The sequence below is a fragment of the Micrococcus luteus genome, assembly GCF_014138885.1.
GTDB classification, from domain to species: domain Bacteria; phylum Actinomycetota; class Actinomycetes; order Actinomycetales; family Micrococcaceae; genus Micrococcus; species Micrococcus luteus.
This window is the reverse complement of sequence record NZ_JACJIK010000001.1, coordinates 886,370-907,494: the sequence shown is the minus strand read 5'-3', so window position 1 is coordinate 907,494 and position 21,125 is coordinate 886,370. Positions and strand designations below refer to the sequence as shown.

The 21,125-nt window shown below is 74.5% G+C and carries 20 protein-coding genes and 1 riboswitch; of the genes, 12 read left to right on the top strand and 8 right to left on the bottom strand.

The window, feature by feature from the left end; translation table 11 throughout:
• Nucleotides 1-15: 15 nt before the first annotated feature.
• Nucleotides 16-651, bottom strand: a complete 636-nt coding sequence (locus tag HDA34_RS04165; protein WP_078025700.1) for a VOC family protein — start codon at nucleotides 649-651, stop codon at nucleotides 16-18.
• 177 nt (nucleotides 652-828) lie between these two features.
• Nucleotides 829-944: riboswitch (SAM riboswitch) on the top strand.
• 130 nt (nucleotides 945-1,074) lie between these two features.
• Here HDA34_RS04165 and HDA34_RS04160 point away from each other — a divergent pair.
• A complete protein-coding gene (locus tag HDA34_RS04160; protein WP_095353460.1) occupies nucleotides 1,075-2,442 on the top strand; it encodes a bifunctional o-acetylhomoserine/o-acetylserine sulfhydrylase in 1,368 nt (455 codons plus the stop codon).
• Nucleotides 2,439-3,569, top strand: a complete 1,131-nt coding sequence (gene metX, locus HDA34_RS04155) for a homoserine O-acetyltransferase MetX (protein WP_010079225.1) — start codon at nucleotides 2,439-2,441, stop codon at nucleotides 3,567-3,569. Before HDA34_RS04160 ends, metX begins: the two co-directional genes overlap by 4 nt.
• A gap of 75 nt (nucleotides 3,570-3,644) precedes the next feature.
• Here metX and HDA34_RS04150 read toward each other — a convergent pair whose 3' ends face one another.
• Nucleotides 3,645-4,538, bottom strand: coding sequence for an SGNH/GDSL hydrolase family protein (locus tag HDA34_RS04150; RefSeq protein ID WP_036317586.1), 894 nt, complete (start codon nucleotides 4,536-4,538; stop codon nucleotides 3,645-3,647).
• 80 nt (nucleotides 4,539-4,618) lie between these two features.
• On the opposite strand from HDA34_RS04150, the gene HDA34_RS04145 reads away from it, so the two are divergent.
• Nucleotides 4,619-5,311, top strand: a complete 693-nt coding sequence (locus tag HDA34_RS04145; protein ID WP_134377310.1) for an alpha/beta hydrolase — start codon at nucleotides 4,619-4,621, stop codon at nucleotides 5,309-5,311.
• A gap of 52 nt (nucleotides 5,312-5,363) precedes the next feature.
• Here the strand turns inward: HDA34_RS04145 and HDA34_RS04140 are convergent, their stop codons facing one another.
• Entirely contained in the window at nucleotides 5,364-5,606 is a 243-nt protein-coding gene (locus HDA34_RS04140; protein ID WP_036317588.1) for an RNA-binding S4 domain-containing protein, read from the bottom strand.
• Between the two features lie 141 nt (nucleotides 5,607-5,747).
• Here HDA34_RS04140 and HDA34_RS04135 point away from each other — a divergent pair, with 141 nt between their 5' ends.
• Genes HDA34_RS04135 through HDA34_RS04125 form a run of 3 tightly spaced genes read left to right on the top strand, consistent with a single transcriptional unit; the run spans nucleotide 5,748 to nucleotide 8,895 of the window.
• Nucleotides 5,748-7,130 carry a glycine--tRNA ligase gene (locus HDA34_RS04135; protein ID WP_044659691.1) on the top strand — a complete coding sequence of 461 codons (1,383 nt, stop codon included), beginning with the start codon at nucleotides 5,748-5,750 and terminating at the stop codon, nucleotides 7,128-7,130.
• Entirely contained in the window at nucleotides 7,127-8,263 is a 1,137-nt protein-coding gene (locus tag HDA34_RS04130) for a GNAT family N-acetyltransferase (protein ID WP_036317592.1), read from the top strand. The genes HDA34_RS04135 and HDA34_RS04130 overlap by 4 nt, the downstream gene beginning before the upstream one ends.
• Nucleotides 8,260-8,895 (top strand): cation efflux transmembrane domain-containing protein, encoded by a 636-nt coding sequence (locus HDA34_RS04125; RefSeq protein ID WP_134377311.1) that lies wholly within the window; start codon nucleotides 8,260-8,262, stop codon nucleotides 8,893-8,895. Before HDA34_RS04130 ends, HDA34_RS04125 begins: the two co-directional genes overlap by 4 nt.
• A 7-nt stretch (nucleotides 8,896-8,902) precedes the next feature.
• Here HDA34_RS04125 and HDA34_RS04120 read toward each other — a convergent pair whose 3' ends face one another.
• A complete protein-coding gene (locus HDA34_RS04120; protein WP_095353461.1) occupies nucleotides 8,903-10,216 on the bottom strand; it encodes an MFS transporter in 1,314 nt (437 codons plus the stop codon).
• Nucleotides 10,213-11,235, bottom strand: a complete 1,023-nt coding sequence (locus HDA34_RS04115; RefSeq protein WP_020628395.1) for an LLM class flavin-dependent oxidoreductase — start codon at nucleotides 11,233-11,235, stop codon at nucleotides 10,213-10,215. Before HDA34_RS04115 ends, HDA34_RS04120 begins: the two co-directional genes overlap by 4 nt.
• A 139-nt stretch (nucleotides 11,236-11,374) precedes the next feature.
• On the opposite strand from HDA34_RS04115, the gene HDA34_RS04110 reads away from it, so the two are divergent.
• The 3 genes from HDA34_RS04110 to HDA34_RS04100 all read left to right on the top strand — a co-directional run bounded on the left by HDA34_RS04110 (nucleotide 11,375) and on the right by HDA34_RS04100 (nucleotide 14,605).
• Nucleotides 11,375-11,791, top strand: a complete 417-nt coding sequence (locus HDA34_RS04110) for an ankyrin repeat domain-containing protein (protein ID WP_095353462.1) — start codon at nucleotides 11,375-11,377, stop codon at nucleotides 11,789-11,791.
• 119 nt (nucleotides 11,792-11,910) lie between these two features.
• A complete protein-coding gene (gene dusB / locus HDA34_RS04105) occupies nucleotides 11,911-13,206 on the top strand; it encodes a tRNA dihydrouridine synthase DusB (RefSeq protein WP_230956166.1) in 1,296 nt (431 codons plus the stop codon).
• Nucleotides 13,199-14,605: a deoxyguanosinetriphosphate triphosphohydrolase gene (locus tag HDA34_RS04100; RefSeq protein WP_081097679.1), complete on the top strand. Its 1,407-nt coding sequence runs from the start codon at nucleotides 13,199-13,201 to the stop codon at nucleotides 14,603-14,605. The genes dusB and HDA34_RS04100 overlap by 8 nt, the downstream gene beginning before the upstream one ends.
• Here HDA34_RS04100 and HDA34_RS04095 read toward each other — a convergent pair.
• The gene (locus HDA34_RS04095; RefSeq protein ID WP_060973407.1) at nucleotides 14,532-15,434 is read right to left on the bottom strand and encodes an NAD-dependent deacylase; all 903 of its coding nucleotides are present in this window, start codon (nucleotides 15,432-15,434) and stop codon (nucleotides 14,532-14,534) included. The genes HDA34_RS04100 and HDA34_RS04095 overlap by 74 nt on opposite strands.
• 113 nt (nucleotides 15,435-15,547) lie before the next feature.
• Nucleotides 15,548-17,131: an anthranilate synthase component I family protein gene (locus HDA34_RS04090; RefSeq protein ID WP_095353463.1), complete on the bottom strand. Its 1,584-nt coding sequence runs from the start codon at nucleotides 17,129-17,131 to the stop codon at nucleotides 15,548-15,550.
• Nucleotides 17,132-17,163: 32 nt separating this feature from the next.
• Here HDA34_RS04090 and HDA34_RS04085 point away from each other — a divergent pair, with 32 nt between their 5' ends.
• The 3 genes from HDA34_RS04085 (at nucleotide 17,164) to dnaG (ending at nucleotide 20,279) form a co-directional block, all read left to right on the top strand.
• A complete protein-coding gene (locus HDA34_RS04085; protein WP_060974137.1) occupies nucleotides 17,164-18,030 on the top strand; it encodes a bile acid:sodium symporter family protein in 867 nt (288 codons plus the stop codon).
• Nucleotides 18,031-18,092: 62 nt separating this feature from the next.
• Nucleotides 18,093-18,338, top strand: coding sequence for a hypothetical protein (locus HDA34_RS04080; RefSeq protein WP_060974141.1), 246 nt, complete (start codon nucleotides 18,093-18,095; stop codon nucleotides 18,336-18,338).
• 30 nt (nucleotides 18,339-18,368) lie between these two features.
• On the top strand, nucleotides 18,369-20,279 hold the full coding sequence (dnaG, locus tag HDA34_RS04075) for a DNA primase (RefSeq protein ID WP_060974138.1): 1,911 nt from the start codon (nucleotides 18,369-18,371) through the stop codon (nucleotides 20,277-20,279).
• An 81-nt stretch (nucleotides 20,280-20,360) separates the two neighbouring features.
• On the opposite strand, the gene HDA34_RS04070 is transcribed toward dnaG, so the two are convergent.
• The gene (locus HDA34_RS04070) at nucleotides 20,361-21,026 is read right to left on the bottom strand and encodes a PepSY domain-containing protein (protein WP_060974139.1); all 666 of its coding nucleotides are present in this window, start codon (nucleotides 21,024-21,026) and stop codon (nucleotides 20,361-20,363) included.
• Nucleotides 21,027-21,125 lie beyond the last annotated feature (99 nt).

Sequence of the window (21,125 nt, the reverse complement as noted above, 5' to 3'; positions counted from 1 at the left end):
GCCCCGCCCCCGCGCTCAGAGCGTGACCTCGCCCTTCGGGGTGCGGAAGGTGACCGAGACGATGCCCGGGGTGCCGGAGGGCGCGACGTACTCGATGTTCACGTCCTGGACCTGGCCGTCCTCGTCGTCGCCGAGCCACTCGGCGAGGCGCTCGGGGGAGCCGGCGATGTTCAGGCGCTCGATGGTGGCCTGCGGCTCGGCCGCCTGCGAGGGGTGCATGTCCTCCTGACCGTCGGCCCAGCGCAGGATGAACGGCAGCTGCGGGTCCGCGAGGGTTCCCTTGACGCCGATCTGCCGCCAGGACAGCTCCCGGCCGTCCGGGAAGCGACGGTTGCCGGGGACGGCCTCACGGCCGAGGCGGCGCTCGAACCGGCCGATGTCCGTGGTGGCCACCGCCCAGCTCATCCAGCCGCCGCCCTGCTCGGTGCGGGCGCGCACGAGCTGGCCGAACGGCGCGCTGAGGGAGGCCGGGTGGTCCAGGGCCTCGACGACCTCCAGATACTGCCTGCCCGCCATGGGGAACAGGGCGTTCTGCGTGCCGAAGCGGGGGTGGACACCGCCCTTGATCCGCTCGATGCCCAGCGTCTCGGCGATGCGGGCGACCGTGGCGTCCAGGCCCTCGGGGCCGGCGGCGTAGGACACGTGGTCCATGCGACAGGTGTGCACTGCGCTGTTCCTCTCCGTTCCCGGGCTGCCCCGGGGGTTGACCTGGTGCGAGTCGCGGGGCGTCGAGCCCTTGACGGGTCGGGCGCCCCGTGCGGAGAGCGTATCCGCGGGTGACACGCGTGACGAAATCGTGGCGGGGCGGCGGGCTACACTCGGAGGCACGGTCACGAGAGTCAGCAACAGGCCCCGGCATGCTGACCGGCAACCCTCCTTCCGCGGTGGGGTGCCCCGGGTGACGACCAGGCCGGCCCCACAACGGACGCCGGCAAGCGCGGGCCGATCCCACGGCCCCTCTCGACGGCGCCGGGTCATCTCCGGCACCTCGACGACGCCGGTCCCCGGATCGGCACGTCGGCCGGCGGGCGGGGCGGCCGGGTCCGGCCCCTGAACCCTTCAGGAGGGTCCGCCATGACCGACCAGCCCACCCCGACCCCCGACGCCTGGGGCTTCTCCACCGCGCAGGTCCACGCGGGCGTCGCCGTCGGCCAGCACGCCTTCGGTGCGACCGCCCTGCCGATCTTCCAGACCACCTCGTACGACTTCCCGTCCGCCCAGGTGGCCGCGGACCGGTTCGCGCTCAAGGACCTCGACCCGCTCTACACCCGCATCGGCAACCCGACGCAGGGCCCGGTGGAGGAGAAGATCGCCGCGCTCGAGGGCGGTGTGGGCGCGCTGCTGCTGGCCTCCGGTCAGGCGGCGACGACGTTCGCGATCCTCAACCTCGCCGGCGCCGGCGACCACGTGGTCGCCTCGGCCAGCCTCTACGGCGGCACGCAGAACCTGTTCAAGCACACCCTCGCCAAGGTCGGCGTCGAGACGACGTTCGTGGCCGACCCGGACGACCTCGAGTCCTGGCGCGCCGCCGTCCGGCCGAACACCAAGGCGTTCTTCGGCGAGACCCTCGGCAACCCGCGCGGCGACGTCCTGGACGTGCGCGCCGTCGCCGACGCCGCCCACGAGGCCGGCGTGCCGCTGATCGTGGACAACACGCTGGCCACCCCGTACCTGCTGCGGCCGATCGAGCACGGCGCCGACGTCGTCACCCACTCCGCCACGAAGTACCTCGGCGGGCACGCCGCGGCCATCGCGGGCGTGATCGTCGACGCCGGCACGTTCGACTACGCGCAGCACGCCGAGCGCTTCCCCGGCTTCAACGAGCCGGACGAGTCCTACCACGGCCTCGTCTACGCGCGGGACCTCGGGGTGGGCTCGCCGCTCGGCGCCAACCTGGCCTTCATCCTGAAGGCGCGCGTGCAGCTGCTGCGCGACTACGGCTCGGCCATCTCCCCGTTCAACGCCTTCCTGGTGAACCTCGGCCTGGAGACCCTGTCCCTGCGCATGGAGCGGCAGGTGGCCAACGCGGCCGCGGTGGCGGGCTGGCTGGAGGGTCGCGACGACGTCGAGCACGTGGTCTACGCCGGCCTGGAGTCCAGCCCGTGGCACGAGCGCGCCCAGCGCTACCTGCCGAAGGGCGCGGGCGCGTTCGTCTCCTTCGAGATCGCGGGCGGCCGCGAGGCCGGGGCCGCGTTCGTGGACGGGCTCACCCTGCACCACCACGTGGCCAACATCGGCGACGTCCGCTCGCTCGTGGTGCACCCGGCCTCGACCACCCACTCCCAGCTCACCGACGACGAGCAGCGCGCCGCCGGCGTCACCCCCGGCCTGGTGCGGCTCTCGCTCGGCGTGGAGGACATCGAGGACATCCTCGCCGACCTCGAGCGCGGCTTCGCGGCCGCCGCTCGCCGCGGCGACGACGACGCGGGGGAGCGGGCATGACCGCCGTTGCCACGCGTCCGTCGCGCACCGCGCTGCCCCGCGGCGGCCGCCACCGTCTGCGGGTCGGCGAGCTGCGCACCGAGACCGGCGGGCTGCTGCCCGACGTCGAGCTGACCTACGAGACCTGGGGCACCCTCGCCGCCGACGGCTCCAACGCCGTGCTCGTGCTGCACGCCCTCACCGGCGACGCGCACGTGGCCGCGCACGAGGAGGACCCGACGCCGGGCTGGTGGGACGCCCTCGTCGGCCCGGGCCGCGCCGTGGACACGGACCGGTGGTTCGTGGTCGCCCCCGCCATGATCGGCGGCTGCCACGGCTCCACCGGGCCCTCGACGCCGGCCCCCGACGGGCGGCCCTGGGGCTCCCGGTTCCCGTTCCTCACGCTGCGGGACGCGGTCGAGGCCGAGCGGCGCCTGGCCGACCACCTCGGGATCGGCGCCTGGCGTGCCGTGATCGGCGGATCGATGGGCGGGGCCCGCGCCCTCGAGTGGGCCGCGACCCACCCCGCGCGCGTCGCCGGGGTGGGCGTGCTGGCCGCCACCGCGGCCTCCTCCGCCGACCAGATCGCGTGGGGCCAGGCGCAGACCGCGGCCATCCGCCTCGACCCGGACTTCCAGGGCGGCGACTACTACCCCGGCCCCGGCCCCGTGGCCGGCCTGGGCATCGCCCGGCGCATCGCCCACACCACCTACCGCACGGCGGGCGAGCTCGGCCAGCGGTTCGGCCGGGAACCGCAGGGCGTCGAGGACCCGTTCGGCGCCGTCGTCGGGGTGCCGGGCGGGCGCGGGCGCTACGCCGTGGAGTCCTACCTGGACCACCAGGCGGCCAAGCTCACCGACCGGTTCGACGCGAACTCCTACCTCGTGGTCACCGAGGCCCTCATGGGCCACGACGTCGGGCGCGGGCGCGGCGGCGTGGCGGCGGCGCTCGCGGACTACCGGGGCCGGGCGTTCGTGGCCGCCGTCGACTCGGACCGGCTCTACCTGCCGGCCGAGTCCGAGGCGCTCGCGGCGGCGCTGCCCGCGCGGCCGCCGGTGCACACGATCGCCTCGCCCATCGGCCACGACGGCTTCCTCACCGAATACGGCCAGGTGGCCGACACGCTGAAGCGCACCCTCGCCCTCTGAACTTTCGTTCGGGAAACGGCGGCGTGTCGCGGCACTGTCGTTCGAGAAACGGCCACCGGTCCCCGCCGGCCGGGCTCAGGGCTCGACGATGTCCAGCGGCTCGGTGTGGTCCGAGCCCTGCGGCATCGGCGCGCCGAAGAGCGGCTCGGGGACGGGGCGCTTGGCCGTGACGCCGTCGCCCGAGGAGACGCCGCGGAGGCGGCGGACCACCCACGGCGCCAGGTGCGTGCGCACCCATGCGGCGTCCGACGCGCGGGCCGCGCGCCACGCGCGCGGCGCCGGCGGGGCCAGGCGCAGGTGCTCGAGGCCGTGCTCCACGCCGAGGGTGTCCAGCACCATCGCGGCGATCGTGTGGTGGCCGAGCGCGGAGAAGTGCAGGCGGTCCTCGGCCCACATCTCCCGCCGGGCGAGGTCCTTGAGTGACCACATGTCCGGCACCAGCGCGTCGTGCCGCAGGGCGATGGTGCGCACGTTCTCGTTGTAGATCGCCACGGTGCCGCGGATGCGGCCGATGACGGGCGTGCCCTTCACGTCGGTCGCGTTGAACAGCAGCACGGTGGCGCCGTCGGAGGCCAGACGCTCGACGACGGCGTCCAGCCGGACCGCGATCTCGTCCGGGTCCGCGCCGCGCAGGATGTCGTTGCCGCCCGCACACACGCTGATGAGGTCCGGCCGCAGGGCGAGCGCCGGCTCCACCTGGTCCTCGGCGATCTGGTCCAGCAGCTTCCCGCGGACCGCCAGGTTGGCGTAGGCCAGGTCCTCGCCGGGCGGCGTCAGGCGGGAGAGCTCCTCGGCCAGGCGGTCGGCCCAGCCGCGGTGGTAGCCGGGACGGTCCGGGTCCGGGTCGCCGATGCCCTCGGAGAACGAGTCCCCGATGGCGACGTAGCGGCGCCAGGGATGGGCGGCGGGGTCGTCGACCGGGGTCGCGTCGGAGGCGTGCGGAGGCTGAGAGGAGGATGGGTTACCCACGGGTAGGATTCTGCCCGCGTCGCGCGGGAGGGGTCAACCTCCGGGAGGGGCCGACCGCGCCGCTCGCTAGGCTGGCGGACGTGAACGCGAACCCCACCCCCGCCGTCGAGCCCGTCGTCCGCTGGTCCCGCCCCGAGGGCGAGCGCACCGAGGACCTGCTGATCGTCCTGCACGGCTACGGCGCGAACGAGGACGACCTGTTCGGCCTCGTCCCGCACCTGCCCGAGCACGTCACGGTGGCCGCCGTGCGCGCGCCCCTGCCCCTGCAGCCGGGCTCCCACGCCTGGTTCCCGCTCTCCCAAGACCCGGTCACGGGGGAGCTGGGCTCCACCGCCGAGCCGGTCCGCGAGGCCGTCAAGGCCCTGCACGCCTGGGTGCAGGCCGTGCGCGGGGACTTCCGCACCGTCTCCCTGCTCGGCTTCTCACAGGGCATGGCCATGGCCACGTCGCTGCTGCGCCTGGACCCGGAGGCCTACGCGTGCACCGTGGCGCTGTCCGGCTTCGTGGTGGACCCGCAGCTCGCGGAGCCGCAGCTGCGTGAGCTGTTCACCCGCGACGACGACGTCGCCCGCGTCCGACCGAAGGTCTTCTGGGGCCGCGGCCAGGAGGACCCGATCATCTCCGAGCCCCGGGTCGAGGAGACCCATGCCTGGCTGAACGCCCACGTGGACCTCATGAAGATCGTCTACGCCGGGCTCGGCCACGCGATCAACGAGCAGGAGCTGGGCCACGTGAAGGAGTACCTCGCCCACATGGTGCCGCCCCGCGGCTGACGCACCGGACACGCTCGACGACGGCGCCGCGGCCGCCCGACGGGGCGTCGGCTCAGGCCTGCCCGGCCTGGACGACGAACGCCTCGCCGGCGAACTCGACGACGTCCCCGTCGTGCAGCTGGGCGCCGCGGCGCGTCTCCACCGCGCCGTTGACGGTGACGAGCCCGTCGGTGACGACGTCGCGGGCCATGGCCCCGTCCTCCACGAGGGAGGCGAGCTTGAGCGCCTGGCCGAGGCGGATGGACTCGTCACGGATGGGCAGGGGCTGGGCGTCGGGTGCGTTCGTCTCGGTCATGGTGTCCATCATGGCCGGTAGGCTGGACGGGATCGACCGGCGCGCCGCGCCGGAACGGGCCCGCCGCGTCGGAGGCGGCCGGGTGCCGTCGTCGTCGTGATCCCCTCCCGCCCCGCCGATGAGTACGGAAGTGATGCCCCCATGGCTGCCAAGTCCCCGCTGGACAACGTCATCAACCTCGCCAAGCGCCGAGGCTTCGTGTTCCAGGCCGGTGAGATCTACGGCGGTTCGCGCTCCGCGTGGGACTACGGGCCCCTGGGTGTGGAGCTGAAGGAGAACATCAAGGCCGAGTGGTGGAAGACCTTCGTGCGCTCCCGTGAGGACATGGTGGGCCTGGACTCCTCCATCATCCTGCCGCGCGCGGTGTGGGAGGCCTCCGGCCACGTCGAGACCTTCACCGACCCGCTCGTGGAGTGCACCCAGTGCCACAGGCGCCACCGCCAGGACCACCTGCTCGAGGCGTTCGAGGCCAAGAAGGGCCGGCCGGCCGAGGGCATGGCCGAGATCGTGTGCCCGGACTGCGGCACCCAGGGCGCCTGGACCGAACCGCAGCTGTTCTCGGGCCTGGTCAAGACCTACCTCGGCCCCGTGGACAACGAGGAGGGCCTGCACTACATGCGCCCGGAGACGGCGCAGGGCATCTTCGTGAACTTCCTCAACGTTCTGGGCGCGGCCCGGAAGAAGCCGCCGTTCGGCATCGGCCAGATCGGCAAGGCGTTCCGCAACGAGATCACCCCGGGCAACTTCATCTTCCGCACCCGTGAGTTCGAGCAGATGGAGATCGAGTACTTCGTGCCGCCGGCCGAGGCGGGCCAGCACTTCGACCGCTGGGTCGAGGACTGCTGGGACTGGTTCATCGACCTCGGCATCGACCCCGCGCACCTGCGCAAGTTCGACGTCCCCGCGGACGAGCGGGCGCACTACTCGGACGCCACGATCGACCTCGAGTACGACTTCGGCTTCACCGGCGGCGACGGCTGGGGCGAGCTGATGGGCATCGCGAACCGCACCGACTACGACCTGGGCCGGCACACCGAGCACTCGGGCACCAAGATGCAGTACTTCGACCAGGCCAACAACGAGCACTACACCCCGTACGTGATCGAGCCGTCCTTCGGCCTGACCCGCGCCATGATGGCGTTCCTCGTGGACGCCTATGCCGAGGACGAGGCCCCGAACGCCAAGGGCGGGGTGGACGTGCGCACCGTGCTCAAGCTGGACCCGCGCCTGGCCCCGGTCAAGGCCGCCGTGCTCCCGCTGTCCAAGAAGCCCGAGCTGCAGCCGGCCACCCAGTCCCTCGCCGCGGAGCTGCGCGGCCTGTGGAACATCGAGACGGACGACTCCGGCGCGATCGGCCGTCGCTACCGCCGCCAGGACGAGATCGGCACCCCGTTCTGCATCACCGTGGACTTCGACACCCTCGAGGACCAGGCCGTGACCATCCGCGAGCGGGACACCATGGCCCAGGAGCGCGTGGCGCTGTCCCAGGTGAAGTCCTACCTGCTGGAGCGCCTGGTCAAGTGAGCGGGGACGTGACGGGAGCGGCCGGGGCCGCGGGACACGACGACGGCGGCGCGCTGTTCGACTCCGCCGCGGTCGCCGGCGGGGAGATCGTGCTGCGTCCCTGGCGGCCCGGGGACGACCTGGCCCTGCTCGAGGTGTGGGGCGACCCGGCCAACGCGCAGCAGCACCAGGACCGGGCGATGCTCGCCGAGGACGCGGAACGGCCCTGGCGCCGCGCGCTCGTGGCCGAGGCCGCCGGGGTGCCGGTGGCGGCCGGCGTCGTCTATGCCTCGTCCGTGCACCCGCGGCGGCTGTGGCTGTACGTCGAGACCGCGGCTGCCGAGCGGCGCCGGGGCATCGGCCGGGCGCTCGTGGCGGCCCTGCGGGGGCTCGCCGCGGAGGCGCACGCCGCCGGCGCCATCCCGACGACGGCCCTGAAGGCCCGGTTCGCCAAGGACGCCCTGGTGCCCGGCGTGGCCGGCGCCGACCCGCAGACCGAGGCCGACGGTGCGACGGGCCGCCCGCCCGTGGACACGGAGGCCGTGCGGTCCCAGACCGCCGCACTGGCCGCCGGCACCGAGGCGTTCCTCGTGGCCCAGGGCTTCACCCCCGTGCAGCGCTCCCGCCGCGTCGCGATCGCCCCGGGGGCCATCGGCCTGCCGGATGTGCGCGGGGAGGAGCACCCGGACGGCGTGGTCCTCGAGGAGGCCTCGACCGGCTCCGTCGAGCTGACGCAGGCGGTCGCCGCGTTCTATGACGCCGTGCACGCGTGGGACCCGTCGACCCTGAGCGTCGGGGCCGCCCAGCAGCTGCTGCTGGGCCCGGCCACCGGGGCCGCGGGCGCCGTCGTGCTCCGCGACGCGCCGAAGGCCGAGGGCGGGCGCATCCGCGCGTTCGCGGTGTCCTACACCCCGGAGCGCCAGGACGCGCCGGCCGATGTGCTCGTGGGCTGGGACCCGGAGCTGGGGGAGGAGGACGCGCTGCAGGCCGTGGCCGACCTGCTCGCCCTGCTCGTGGCCCAGTACCCCGTGCAGATCGAGGTGGACGAGGCGATGGCCCCGCTGGAGCGGATCGTGGACGGGCTCATCGGCGGCAACGCGGCGCGGACGCTGGTGGACACGTACGTGTTCGTGGACGACGCGCCGGGCGCGTGAACCGGGCGGCCGCAGCGGACCGCCGGCGCACCCGCACCCTGCGGGGCACCGTCCTGGCGGTGGCCCTGCTCAACGGCGCCTACCTGGTGGTCGAGATCATCCTGGCGGTGGGGATCGGCTCGGTGGCCCTCGTGGCGGACTCCGTCGACTTCTTCGAGGACTTCGCCGTCAACCTGCTGATCTTCGTGGCGCTCGGGTGGACGGCGGCCCGGCAGGCGGTCATCGGCAAGGTCATGGCCGGGATCATCGTGCTGCCGGCCGTGGCGGCGCTCGTCATGGCGGCCACGAAGATCGGCGACCCCGAGCCGCCGGCCGCGGGCGTGCTGCTGGGGGCGGCCGTCGGCTCGCTCCTCGTGAACATCGTGTGCGTGGTCCTGCTGGCCCGCGTCCGCGTCGACGGCGGCTCCCTCACCCGGGCGGCCTGGCTCGCGGCGCGCAACGACCTCGTGGCCGGCGTCGTGCTGATCGCCCTGTCCGGGATCACGGTGCTGACGGCGTCGGGCTGGGCGGACATCATCGTGGGCGTGCTTCTCGTGCTGCTCAACGGCTCCGCCGCCAAGGAGATCTGGGAGGCCGCGACCGAGGAGCACCTGGCGGCCCAGGCCCTCGCCGGCGAGGTCGACGACGACTGAGCGGTTCCTACGGGGCGGCGGGCAGCCGGGCGGCGAGCACCGCCCCGACGGCGGCCAGGCCCAGGAACACCGTCAGCGCCGGTGCAAGACCGACGGCGCCGGCCAGCGCCCCGACCGCCGGGCTGAGCCCAACCCCGGCCAGCCGCATGCACCAGCTCGTCACCGCCAGCCCGGTCTGCGGCCGGAGCCCGGGCGCCTCGTCGCCGAGCGCATAGGCCACGGGCACCACCACGGCGCAGCCGAGCCCCGCCAGGGCCAGCCCCGCGAACGCGGCAGGCACGGCCACCGGCTCGGGCAGCGGCGCCAGGGCCAGCCCCAGCCCCACGACGACGGCGCCCAGCCCCGCCGTCAGCGCCCCGCGGCGTCCCAGGGCGGTGAGGGTTCGGTCGCCCGCGAGGCGTCCGACGAACTGCGCGCCCAGCAGCGTCGACGCGCCGAGCACCGCCGCGGCCGGATCCAGGCCGCGCTCCGTGATCAGGAACAGGGTGGCCCACGCGTTGCCGAACTCCTCCACGCCGAACCCGGCCATCGCGATCACCACGGCGGGGACGAGCACGGCCACGGCGGCGCGGCGGGGGAGGGCTTGGGCGGCCGGGGCAGGCGGCGTGGACGTCTCCGACGGTGCGGGTGACTGATCCGCGGCGCCGCGGGCGGACGCCGAGTCCACGGGAGCCTCCGCCAGGAACAGGCGCCGGACCCCCAGCAGCACCGCGACGCACACGGCGCCGTTGAGCCCCAGGTGCAGGGCCGCGGGGCCGCCCACGGTGATGACCGCCGCACCGAGCCCGGCACCGGCGGCCGCCCCGAGGCTCCAGCCGGCGTGCATGGTCGTGAGCACGGGCCGGGCCAGCCGGGCCTGCACCTGCAGGCCCTGCGCGTTCTGGGCGGTGTCCACGACGGCGTCGAGCACCCCCGAGGCCAGGACGAGGCCCGCGAAGACCCACAGCGGCCAGGCCGCGGCCGTGCCCGCACCGTGCCCGGCCCCCGCACCCGCCCCGGCGACGTCGAGGACGAGACCGGCCGCCGTCGTGAGCAGGGCGATGGCCACGCTGCCGGCGAGCATGACGCGTCGGGCGCCGAACCGGCGCAGGATCGGCGCGGGCAGGGGCCCGGCGAGCGTGCCGCCCACGGCGAGCGCGATGACGAGCAGGCCGAACGCGGCCGGGTCCAGGCCGAACGCGGCCTTGGCCTCCGGGTAGTGCGGGATGAGCGCGCCGAGCAGGGCGCCGTTCGTCGCGAAGGCGGCGGTGACGGCCCAGCGCGCGCGACGGGCTCGGGTGAACCCGTCGGCGGCCGGAACGTGCGGCGCGGCCTGGCTCATGCATCCCAGCCGAGCAGGCGCCAGACCTCCGCCCAGCCGGCGAAGATCTTCGCGTTGTACTCGACCCCGAGCTGGTTGGGGTTGGCGAACAGGACCCAGTCGGCGGCGGCGACGGCGTCGTCGGCGGCGAGCTTCTCCGCGACCTCCTCGGCGGACCCGGCATAGGTCGGGCCGGAGCGGGCGGCGCCGCCCTCGAGCATGCCGGAGGAGTCGCGCGAGGCCCGCTCCCGGCCGAAGTACAGCTCGTCCTCCCGGTCCTGGATGACGAACGCGGAGCGCGTGACCGCCGTGCGGCCCGGACCGGCGTGGCCGGCCGCGGCGAAGGCCTCCCGGTAGCGCGCGATCTGGTCGGCCTGCTGGACGTGGAAGGGGCGGCCGTCGTCCTGCAGGAGCAGGGTGGAGGAGAGCATGTTGTAGCCGTCCGTGGCGGCGCCGGCCACCGAGCCCACGGAGCCGGACCCCCACCAGATGCGGTCCGCGAGCCCGGGGGAGTGCGGCTCGATCCGCAGCGGCTGCGAGCTGTGCGCCCAGCCGGAGGTGAGGTCCGGCGTTGCGATGCCCTCGCCGCGCACGGCCGAGAGGAACCGGCGTCCGCGCTCTCGGGTCACGTCGGCCCAGGTCTGCCCCTCGTCGAGGGCGTAGCCGAACTGCGCCTGGCCGTCGAGGGCGGCCTCGGGTGAGCCGCGGGAGACGCCGAGCTCGAGCCGGCCGCCGGAGATGAGGTCCGTGGTGGCCGCGGCCTCGGCCATGTACAGGGGGTTCTCATACCGCAGGTCGATCACGCCGGTGCCGAGGCTGATCCGCTCGGTGCGGGCGGCCATCGCGGCGAGGATCGGGAACGGCGAGGAGAACATCCGCTGGAAGTGGTGGACGCGGAGCCAGGCGCCGTCGAGTCCGGCGTCCTCGGCGGCCACGGCCATGGCGACGACGTCGTCGAGGGCCTGCCGCGCGTCCGGTTCGGCGCCGGGACGGTGGATCCAGTGGCCGAAGTTGAGGAAGCCGAGGTGCTTGCGGGTCATGCCGGGTGCAACCGCGGGGCGGGCGGGGCTGTTCCCGGTGCTCGTCTGACCGCCGGCCGGCGACATCACCTGCGGGCAGACCCGCGGAGATGTCGCTGCGGAGCGGTCGATCGTCGCGGCGTCCGCCATACTGGCGGGCATGAGTGAGCAGTGGAGCGAGAAGGACATCGAGCTGGCGAACCGGCTCTTCGACATGGCGCGGGACGGGGACACGGCCCAGCTGAAGGCATACCTGGACGCCGGGGTGAGCACGCGCCTGCGCAACCACGCGGGCGACTCCTTCCTCACGCTCGCCGCCTATCACCAGCACCCGGACACGGTGGCGATGCTGATCGAGGCCGGCGCCGAGATCGAGCACGCCAACGATCGCGGCCAGCGCGCCCTGACCTGCGCCACGTTCAAGCGGGATGTCGCCTCGATGCGGCATCTGCTGGCTGCCGGGGCGGACCCGGACGCGGGCACCCCCTCGGCGCGCCAGACCGCTCAGATGTTCGCCGGTGCGGACCTGCTGGCGGTGCTCGACGGCGAGGACGCGGCGCCGGCGTCGGAGGCCTGACCCGCCGGGAGGATGGTCTGCCCGTCCCGGCGGGGTGCCTCGGTGATCGCCTCCCAGCGGGCCTCGTCGTGGGGCACGGTGACGCGGGTGCCGGGCGGAATGGAAGAATGGGGTCCGACATGACTTCTTCCCACACCCTCCCCGCCGCGGCGGTGACCGACGCCGACGACGTCGCGCACTACGCCAAGTCCGCCGGCGCGGGTCGGCGCATCGCCGACGACGATCAGCTCCACGAGGCCCGCCACCCCGCCCCGACGACGGACCGCCTGGCCCTGCCCCCGCTGCGGCTGGGGCCGCTGACCATCGACGTCCCCGTGGTGCTCGCCCCGATGGCCGGCATCACCAACACGGCGTTCCGCCGCCTGTGCCGCGAGTACGGTGGCGGCCTCTACGTCAACGAGATGGTCACGGCCCGCGCGCTGGTCGAGCGGAAGCCCGAGTCGATGCGGATCATCCAGCACGACCCGGACGAGGTGCCCCGCTCCGTGCAGCTCTACTCCGTGGACCCGGTCACCACGGGTGCCGCCGTGCGCATGCTGGTCGAGGAGGACCGCTGCGACCACATCGACATGAACTTCGGCTGCCCCGTGCCCAAGGTGACCCGGCGCGGCGGCGGCTCCGCCCTGCCGTGGAAGGCGGAGCTGTTCGCCTCCATCGTCAAGGCGGCCGTGACCGAGGCGGCCAAGAAGGACATCCCGGTGACCGTGAAGATGCGCCGCGGCATCGACGAGGACCACCTGACCTTCCTCGACGCCGGCCGCACGGCCCGCGACCTCGGCGTCGCCGCCGTCGCCCTCCACGGCCGCACCACCCGCCAGTTCTACTCGGGCACCGCCGTGTGGGACGACATCGCCCGGCTGCGCGAGGCCCTGCCGGACATCCCCGTGCTCGGCAACGGCGACATCTGGTCCGCGGAGGACGCCATCGCGATGGTCGAGCAGACCGGCGTGGACGGCGTCGTGATCGGCCGCGGCTGCCAGGGAAGGCCCTGGCTGTTCGGGGACCTGCAGGCCGCGTTCGAGGGCCGCCAGGACCGGTTCCAGCCGACCCTGGGCATGGTCGCGGACACGCTGTACCGCCACGCCGAGCTGCTCGTGGACACCTTCGGCGGCGACGAGACGAAGGCGCTGCGGGACATCCGCAAGCACGTGGCCTGGTACTTCAAGGGCTACCCCGTGGGCTCGGAGATCCGCACCGCGCTGTCCACCGTCCCGGACCTGGCCACGCTGGGCGAGATCCTCGCCCGCGTGGACCGGGGCCAGCCCTACCCGGGCGAGGCCGCCGAGGGCCCGCGCGGCCGGGCCGGCGCCCCCAAGCGCCCGCACCTGCCGGACGGCTGGCTCGACTCCCGCGAGCTCAATGCCGAGCAGCAGGCCATGATCCAGGCCGCCGAGCTGGACGTCTCCGGTGGCTGAGCCCACGACGCCGGAGCCCGCCGCCGGAACGCCCGCCGCGCCGTCGTCGCCCTGGACCGGCGCCGCCCACCAGCCGGTGCTGTTCGGCCCGGAAGGCCGGCCCCCGTATGCCGGCCGCGCCGTGCAGACCCCCGGCTACACGCCGTGGGACCGGGAGCGGTGGCTGCCCGAGCCGCCCAAGTCCTCGTACCGCTCGGACTTCGAGCGGGATCGTGCCCGCGTGCTGCACTCCGCGGGCCTGCGCCGGCTGGGGGCCAAGACCCAGGTGGTCGCCCCGGACGCGGACGACTTCGCCCGCACCCGCCTGACGCACTCGCTCGAGGTGGCGCAGGTGGGGCGTGAGCTCGGCCGGTCGCTGGGCTGCGACCCCGACCTCGTGGACACCGCCTGCCTGTCCCACGACCTCGGCCACCCGCCCTTCGGGCACAACGGGGAGAAGGCGCTCGACGCGCTCAGCGAGGACGTCGGCGGCTTCGAGGGCAACGCCCAGACCCTGCGCCTGCTGGCCCGCCTCGAGCAGAAGAAGCTCTTCGCGGACGGCTCCTCCGCGGGCCTGAACCTCACGCGCGCCGCCCTCGACGCCGCATGCAAGTACCCGTGGACCCGTGAGGACGCCCCGCTGCGCCCCGACGGCACGCGCTCGCGCAAGTTCGGCGTCTACGAGGACGACCTGCCCGTGTTCCGCTGGTTCCGCGCCGGGGTGCCCGGCACGCGCACGTCCATGGAGGCCCAGGTCATGGACCTCGCGGACGACATCTCCTACTCCGTGCACGACGTCGAGGACGGCGTGGTCAACGCCGTGTTCCAGCTCAAGTGGCTGGCCATCCCGGAGCACCGGGAGCGCGTCGTGGAGACCACCCGCCAGTGGTACCTGCCGCACACGGACCCGGCCGAGGTCGACGCGGCCCTGGCCCGCCTCGAGGCCACCGACGTGTGGGTCTCCGAGATGGACGGCTCCCGGCGGGCGCTGGCGGCGATGAAGGACATGACGAGCCAGCTGATCGGCCGGTTCTGCAGCGCCGCCTTCGACGCCACGCGTCAGGTGTTCGGCAACGAGCCGCTCACCCGCCACGGCGCCGACGTCGTGGTGCCCGAGGAGACGGAGACCGAGATCGCCGTGATGAAGGGCATCGCGGCGGCCTACGTGATGACCGCCGAGCAGCGCCAGCCGCTCTACGCGCGGCAGCGCGAGGTGCTCGCGGAGCTCGTGACGCTGCTCGACGCGACGGGGGACCGGTACCTCGAGCCGATGTTCGCGTTCGACTGGGCGCAGGCCCCCGACGACGCAGCCCGGCGGCGCGTGGTGATCGACCAGATCGCCTCGCTCACCGATTCGACCGCCGTCGAGTGGCATCACACCCTGGTGCAGGGCGCGGAGTTCCGGCGCGTCTGGCTCTGACCGGCGGGTCCAGCAGCGCGGGAAGCACCGCGCCGGCGGGACCCCGCAGGACGTGCGTGACCGCGCCGCTCAGCTCGGTCTCCACCGGATTCACCTCGACGACGGCGGCCCCGGCCCCCAGCGCCACGAACGGCAGGGACGCCGCCGGCTGGACGATGCCCGAGGTGCCGACGACGACGCACAGGTCGCAGTCCTCGAGCGCGGCGAACGCCCGGTCCCAGGGCTCGGCCGGCAGCATCTCCCCGAACCACACGATCCCCGGGCGGATCAGCCCGTCCCCGCACACGGTGCAGGCCGGCGGTGCCTCGCGGAGCATCGCCTCGAGGTCGGCCTCGGAGCCGGCCGTCGCCTCGTCCGCGGGCGCGCCCGGGTCGACGTCGGCGGGGGCCCAGCATTCGGCGCAGCGGTGCTCGAACAGGGAGCCGTGCAGGTGTGCGAGGACCCGGGCGCCGGCGCGCTCGTGCAGGTCGTCCACGTTCTGGGTGACCACCTCCAGACCGGGTGTGCGGCGCTGCCAGGCGGCGACGGCGTCGTGCCCCGGGTTGGGTCGGCGGGCTCGCACCATCCGGGCACGCCACCGGTACCAGGACCACACAAGCGCGGGATCGGCGAGGAACGCCTCCTCCGTGGCGAGCTCCTCCGCGGAGAATCGCTCCCACAGGCCGGTCCGGGCGTCGCGGAACGTGGGGATGCCGGACTCGGCGCTCATCCCCGCCCCGGAGAGCACCACGGGACGCTCGGCGGCGGCCACGAGCGCGCGGACGGCGTCCAGCGCGTCAGGGTCGAGGTCGGGGGCGGAGGCGGCGAGGACGGGGTGCGGATCGGCCATGTCCCCAGCCTAGGCAGGCCGCACGGGTGGTCGCCTCCCCTTGTTCGGGGGCGGTTTGCGGCGTTATTCCGTCGGAATACCGCCGAATATCGCCCCCGAACCACAGGGTGGGGTCAGGCGATGTCGGGCGCCGTCGTCGGCAGGCCCGTGCCGGCGGCGCGGGCGAGGGCCCGGCGCAGGCCGCGGGCCTTGAGGAGGACCTCGTCGTGCTCGGCGGCCGGGTCAGAGTCCGCGACGATCGCCCCGCCGGCCCCCACGGACCAGCGGCCCCCGGCGAGCACGGCCGTGCGGATCACGACGGACAACGACGTCGTCCCGTCCGCGCTCAGCATCCCCAGCGCCCCGGAGTAGACCCCGCGCGGGGAGGCCTCCCACGCGGCCAGCAGCTCGACGCTGCGGCGCTTCGGCGCGCCCGTCATCGACCCGCCGGGGAACAGCGACCGCACCACGTCCACGGGCTCGACGCCGGCCCGTGCCGTGCCCGTGACCGTGGAGACGAGCTGGTGGACGCTCGCGTAGCTCTCCACCGCCATGAGGGAGGGCACCTGCACGGAGCCGGGCTCGCACACCCGGGAGAGGTCGTTGCGCAGCAGGTCCACGATCATGAGGTTCTCGGCGCGCGTCTTGGGGTCGGCGGCGAGCGCGCGGGCGGCCTCGGCGTCCCCGGCCGGGTCCGGCAGGCGGGCGGCCGTGCCCTTGATCGGCTTGGTGCTGTACCGGCCCTCGCGCCCGGCGAGGAACCGCTCCGGTGAGGCAGAGACCACGGCCCACCGGCGGGCGCCCGTGCCGTGCTCCAGCAGCGCCGCGTACGGGGCCGGCTGGTGCGCGGCGAGCTCGTGGAACAGGACCAGCGGGTTCACGCGCAGCCCGGGATCGGCGTCGAAGCGGGTGGTCAGGCACAGCTCGTAGGAGTCGCCGGCATGCAGCGCGGCGCGGCAACGGGCGATCTGCTCGGCGTACGCCGCCCGGTCCTCGCGCCACGTGCCCGGCGCCTCCTCATCGGCCCGCGGCCCCGGGCCGGCGTCCCGCGGCGGGGGCACGACGACGTCGCCCGCCGCCGTCTCGAGAGCGCGGCGGGCCGCGGCGAGGGCGCGGCGCACGTCCGCCGCCCAGCGGTCGGCCCCGGCCTCCGCGGTGGTCGGATCGAGGGAGACGACGCAGCAGTGCAGCACCCCGGCCGCGTGGTCGGCCACGACGTAGCGGGACGGGCGCACCCAGAACTGCGCGGGCAGGGGCGCGGGGTCCTCGGGTCGGCGTGAGGGCGGGGACACCCCCAAATCCGCCATGCCAAGTTCGTAGCCGAGCCAGCCGACCAGGCCGCCGCGCAGGGGCAGGCCCTCGCCGCCGACCACCGACCGGGGCGCGGCCGCGGCCCCGAGGTCCGCCCACGCGCGGTCCGGATCGGCGGGGTCGTCGTGCCGGACCAGCCGCGGGCCAGGGGAGGGCACGCGACCCTGCTCCTCGCCGAGCACGTCCAGCCCGTCGCCCGCCACGGACCAGCGCGCCTCGGCCGGGTCCGGCAGAGCGGAGTCCAGCCAGAACGACGCGGCCCCGCGCACGACGGCGTGCGCATAGACCGCGGCCACGGCGGTCGCCGCCGTGTGCCCGGCCGCCGCGAGCGCCGCGGCGTCGAGCGTGCGCACGGCCACGTGCAACGGGGTGGCAGCGGCCTCGGACGGTGCGGGGGCGGTGGGCATGGCCCCCAGCGTAGGGGTCAGCCCCCGCCGGGATCGCCGCGGGCGCCGTCGTCGGGTGGGCCGTGCCCGGGGCCGACGCGTGGGCGGTGCTCGTCGAGCCGGTCCTCGCGCTGCTCCTGCTGGCGACGTTCCTGGCGGTGCCGTTCGCCGCGCTGGGCGCGGGGCTGCGGGACGGCAGGTTCCTCGGGGCACTGCTGGTCCTGAACTTCGTGGTGGTGCCGGCGGTGGTGTTCGGGCTGAGCCGGTTCGTGGCCCACGACGACGCGCTGCTCGTGGGCGTGCTCCTCGTGCTGCTGGCCCCGTGCGTGGACTACGTCATCGCGTTCACCGCACTCGCGGGCGGGGCGGCGGTGGCCGCGGTCGACGTCGGGCCCTTCGTCCGTGCTCTGGTCATGCTGATTCTGGTGCCGCTCGCGCTCGCGGCGCTGCTCCAGTGGGGTGCGGTGCGCGGCCGCGGTGGGGTGCGGGACACGGCGGCCGGGGTGGTGCGCGGGTTCACGGTGGCGATGGTCCCGCTCATGGTCGTCACGCTGTTCACGGTGGTCGCCTCGCAGATCCGCGGGGTGGGGGAACGGCTGCCCGCGCTGGCCGCCGTCGTGCCCCTGTTCGTGGCGTTCGCCGTCGTGATGGTGGCCCTCGGTGTGGTGGCTGCGCGGTGGGCGCGCCTCGATGTGCCCGCAGGACGAGCGCTCGTGTCCTCGGGCGCGACGCGGAACTCCCTGGTCGTGCTGCCGCTGGCGTTGGCCCTGCCGGCGAGCCTGGACCCGGCCCCGCTCGTGGTGGTGACGCAGACGCTCGTGGAGCTCGGGGCGATGGTGAGCCTCGTCCGCCTGGTGCCCCGGCTGCTGCCGCTGCACGGGCAGTCCGCGGGGGCGGGCGCGGGTCGAACCGTGACCTGACCGCCCAGAATGTTGCCTTACCGTGACCGGAATCACGGTCCCGGGTGGCTATGGTGGGCGACATGAGCCTCTCGTTCGTGTCCTCGGCGCGCCGCCGTCACGGCGGCCTGGCGTCGGCCGCGCTGTTCCATCCGCTGGTCGAGGCGGCCACCGGCGCACTGCCCGTCATCGACCCCGCCACCGGGCGCCCCGCGTCCGAGGGAGTGGACGCGGCGCGGACCGAAGCGTCCCGCGCGGCAGGGACCGGTCCTGCACAGGCCGCAGCGGAGACCGAGCCATCCACGCAGGGCGGTTCCGCTCGGGGCTGACCGCCCCGCCCCGTCCCTAGAATGGTCCGCATGGCTGGACTGATCGTGCGCAAGGACATCGACCTCGTCCGCGAGCGCACGGACCTGAAGGCCGTGGTGGAGGAGTTCGTCACCCTGCGCTCGGCGGGCGTGGGCTCGTTCAAGGGGCTGTGCCCGTTCCACGACGAGCGGACGCCGTCGTTCCACGTGCGCCCCGGCGTGGGCACCTATCACTGCTTCGGATGCGGCGCGCACGGGGACGTCATCAGCTTCCTCATGGAACTTGAACACACCACGTTCATGGAGACCGTGGAGCGACTGGCGTCCCGGGTGGGGGTGGAGCTGCACTACGAGGACGGCGGCACCGGCCCGGACAAGGCGGAGACGGGGCGCCGTCGTCGCCTGTTCGAGGCGAACAAGGTGGCGGACGAGTTCTTCCGTCGGGCCCTCGGCTCGCCCGAGGCCCAGGCCGCCCGCGACTTCCTCACCCAGCGCGGGTTCACGCAGGAGCACGCGGTGCAGTTCGGCCTCGGGTACGCCCCGCAGGGGTGGTCGCATCTGCTGGACCACCTCCGGCAGCGCGGCTTCCGGGACGAGGAGCTGCGCGCCTCCGGGCTGGTGTCCGAGGGACAGCGCGGCCTGTACGACCGGTTCCGCGGCCGCCTGCTCTGGCCCATCCGGGACATGACCGGCGCGACCATCGGCTTCGGCGCCCGCAAGCTCTACGACGACGATCCCGGCCCCAAGTACCTGAACACCCCCGAGACGCCGCTCTACAAGAAGTCCCAGGTGCTCTACGGCATCGACCTGGCCAAGCGCACGATCGCCAAGGAACGCCAGCTGGTGCTCGTCGAGGGCTACACGGACGTGATGGCGGCCCACCTGGCCGGCGTCGGCACGGCCGTGGCCACGTGCGGCACCGCGTTCGGCGCGGACCACATCAAGGTGGCCCGCCGCCTGATCTCCGACGACGGCACGGGCGGCGAGGTGATCTTCACCTTCGACGGCGACGAGGCCGGGCAGAAGGCCGCCCTCAAGGCGTTCGACGAGGACCACCGGTTCCTCGCCAAGACGTTCGTGGCCGTGGAGCCCAGCGGCATGGACCCGTGCGACCTGCGCATGCAGAAGGGCGACGAGGCCGTGCGCGCGCTCATCGCCTCGCGGCGGCCGCTCTTCGAATTCGCGATCCGGGCGGGGCTGAAGGACTACGACCTGAACACCGTGGAGGGCCGCGCCGGCGCCCTGCGCCACGCGGCGCCGATCGTGGCGGGGATCAAGGACGCCGTCCTGCGCCCGGGCTACGAGCGGGAGTTGGCCGGCTGGCTCGGCCTGGGCCCGAACGCCGTGCACCGGGCCGTGGCCGCGGCCGGGCGCGCACCGCGGCGGGGGCCCGAGCCCGAGGCACGGCCGACCCCGGCGAGCGACGGGCAGGCGGTCGGGCCCACGGGCCGCCACGGGGAGGCTGCCGCCCCGGCGCCGCGGATCGTGGTGCCGGTGGACCCGCGTGACCCCGTCGCCCGCCGGGAGCGGGAGTCCCTCGAGGTGGTGCTGCAGCACCCCACCCTGCTCTCCGCGGAGCAGTGGACCGCGCTGTACGCCGCCCGCTTCACGGTCCCGCAGTACGCCGCCGTCCACCAGGGCGTGAAGGTGGCCGGGTCGGCGGGGGCGACACCGCAGCGCTGGGTGGACGCCGTGCGGGACGCCGTGCCCCAGGAGGTGGCCGGCGTCGTCTCCGAGCTGGCCGTCCGCGACCTGCCCGCCCGCACTCCCGAGGATGTGGACCGGTACTGCCGGGACATCATGAACCGCCTGTTCGCCCTGCAGATCGTGCACCGCAAGGAGGAGCTGCTCGGGCGCCTGCAGCGGCTCGGCCCCGAGGGCGACCCCGCCGAGTTCACCCGCCTCAACAGCGAGCTCATGGAACTGGAGGCGCGCCGCCGGGCCCTCCGAGCCGACGACTGACCCCCACCCGTTTTCGTTCGGGAAACGGCGGCTCCAGGCGCGTTTTCGTTCGGGAAACGGCGGCCCGTCGGCCGCGCGGCGTCAGCGCTCGTCGACCGTGAGCACCTCGCCGGACGTGGCGTCGATCTCGACCTCGGGGCCGTCGGAGCCGTCCTCGCGATCGAACCGGACCTCCCACTGGAGGGTGCCGTTGTCGTCCTCCAGGTCCATCTCGTCCAGGGTCACCCCGTCACGGCCCTCCCGGGCGGTGTCGAGGGCCTGCTGGGCGGTGACCTCGGCCTCCTTCGCCTTCTGGACGTCCTCGGGATCCGACTCGCGATCGGTCTCGGTGATGTCGCCGTCGGCGGTGACGTCCAGCTCCTTGGCCCCCTCGCCCACCACGACGTCGACCTCCCAGGTCGTGTCATCGTCGTTGGCATCCACCGCGACGATGATGCCGTCGGCGTACTTCTCCAGGACCGCGTCGATCACCGCGTAGGCGGGCTCGTCGGCCTGGCCGGTGGCCGAGCCGCTGCCGGCCGCGGCGGCCGTCGACGAGGCCGAAGCGGAGGAGGCTGATGACGACGCCGAGCCCGACGCGTCGTCCGTGGTGGGGGTGCTCGCCACCGCCGAGGAGGCGTCGACCCCCGGCGAGGCGGAGCCGTCGTCGCCGTTGTCGGAGGTGGTGCCGCAGGCCGCGAGGGCGAGGGCGGCGAGCATGCCCGTGCCGGTCAGGGCGGTCTTGCGTGTGAGGGTCGTGATGGTCATGGACACGTCTCTCCTTCGGGTCCGTTCCTGATGGTTTTGGGGTGTCCGCGCACCGTAGGCCCGCCGGAACCGTGCCTGGCAAGGGCCCGGTCCCCGGGC

Bases quoted from the DNA above. Each gene is read 5' to 3' on its own strand.
- HDA34_RS04070 (WP_060974139.1), bottom strand. From the start codon at position 21,026: ATGACCATCACGACCCTCACACGCAAGACCGCCCTGACCGGCACGGGC.
- HDA34_RS04120 (WP_095353461.1), bottom strand. From the start codon at position 10,216: ATGAGCCAGGCCGCGCCGCACGTTCCGGCCGCCGACGGGTTCACCCGA.
- dusB (WP_230956166.1), top strand. From the start codon at position 11,911: ATGACTTCTTCCCACACCCTCCCCGCCGCGGCGGTGACCGACGCCGAC.
- HDA34_RS04165 (WP_078025700.1), bottom strand. From the start codon at position 651: ATGGACCACGTGTCCTACGCCGCCGGCCCCGAGGGCCTGGACGCCACG.
- HDA34_RS04135 (WP_044659691.1), top strand. From the start codon at position 5,748: ATGGCTGCCAAGTCCCCGCTGGACAACGTCATCAACCTCGCCAAGCGC.
- HDA34_RS04080 (WP_060974141.1), top strand. From the start codon at position 18,093: ATGAGCCTCTCGTTCGTGTCCTCGGCGCGCCGCCGTCACGGCGGCCTG.
- metX (WP_010079225.1), top strand. From the start codon at position 2,439: ATGACCGCCGTTGCCACGCGTCCGTCGCGCACCGCGCTGCCCCGCGGC.
- dnaG (WP_060974138.1), top strand. From the start codon at position 18,369: ATGGCTGGACTGATCGTGCGCAAGGACATCGACCTCGTCCGCGAGCGC.
- HDA34_RS04090 (WP_095353463.1), bottom strand. From the start codon at position 17,131: ATGCCCACCGCCCCCGCACCGTCCGAGGCCGCTGCCACCCCGTTGCAC.
- HDA34_RS04095 (WP_060973407.1), bottom strand. From the start codon at position 15,434: ATGGCCGATCCGCACCCCGTCCTCGCCGCCTCCGCCCCCGACCTCGAC.
- HDA34_RS04140 (WP_036317588.1), bottom strand. From the start codon at position 5,606: ATGACCGAGACGAACGCACCCGACGCCCAGCCCCTGCCCATCCGTGAC.
- HDA34_RS04115 (WP_020628395.1), bottom strand. From the start codon at position 11,235: ATGACCCGCAAGCACCTCGGCTTCCTCAACTTCGGCCACTGGATCCAC.
- HDA34_RS04160 (WP_095353460.1), top strand. From the start codon at position 1,075: ATGACCGACCAGCCCACCCCGACCCCCGACGCCTGGGGCTTCTCCACC.
- HDA34_RS04110 (WP_095353462.1), top strand. From the start codon at position 11,375: ATGAGTGAGCAGTGGAGCGAGAAGGACATCGAGCTGGCGAACCGGCTC.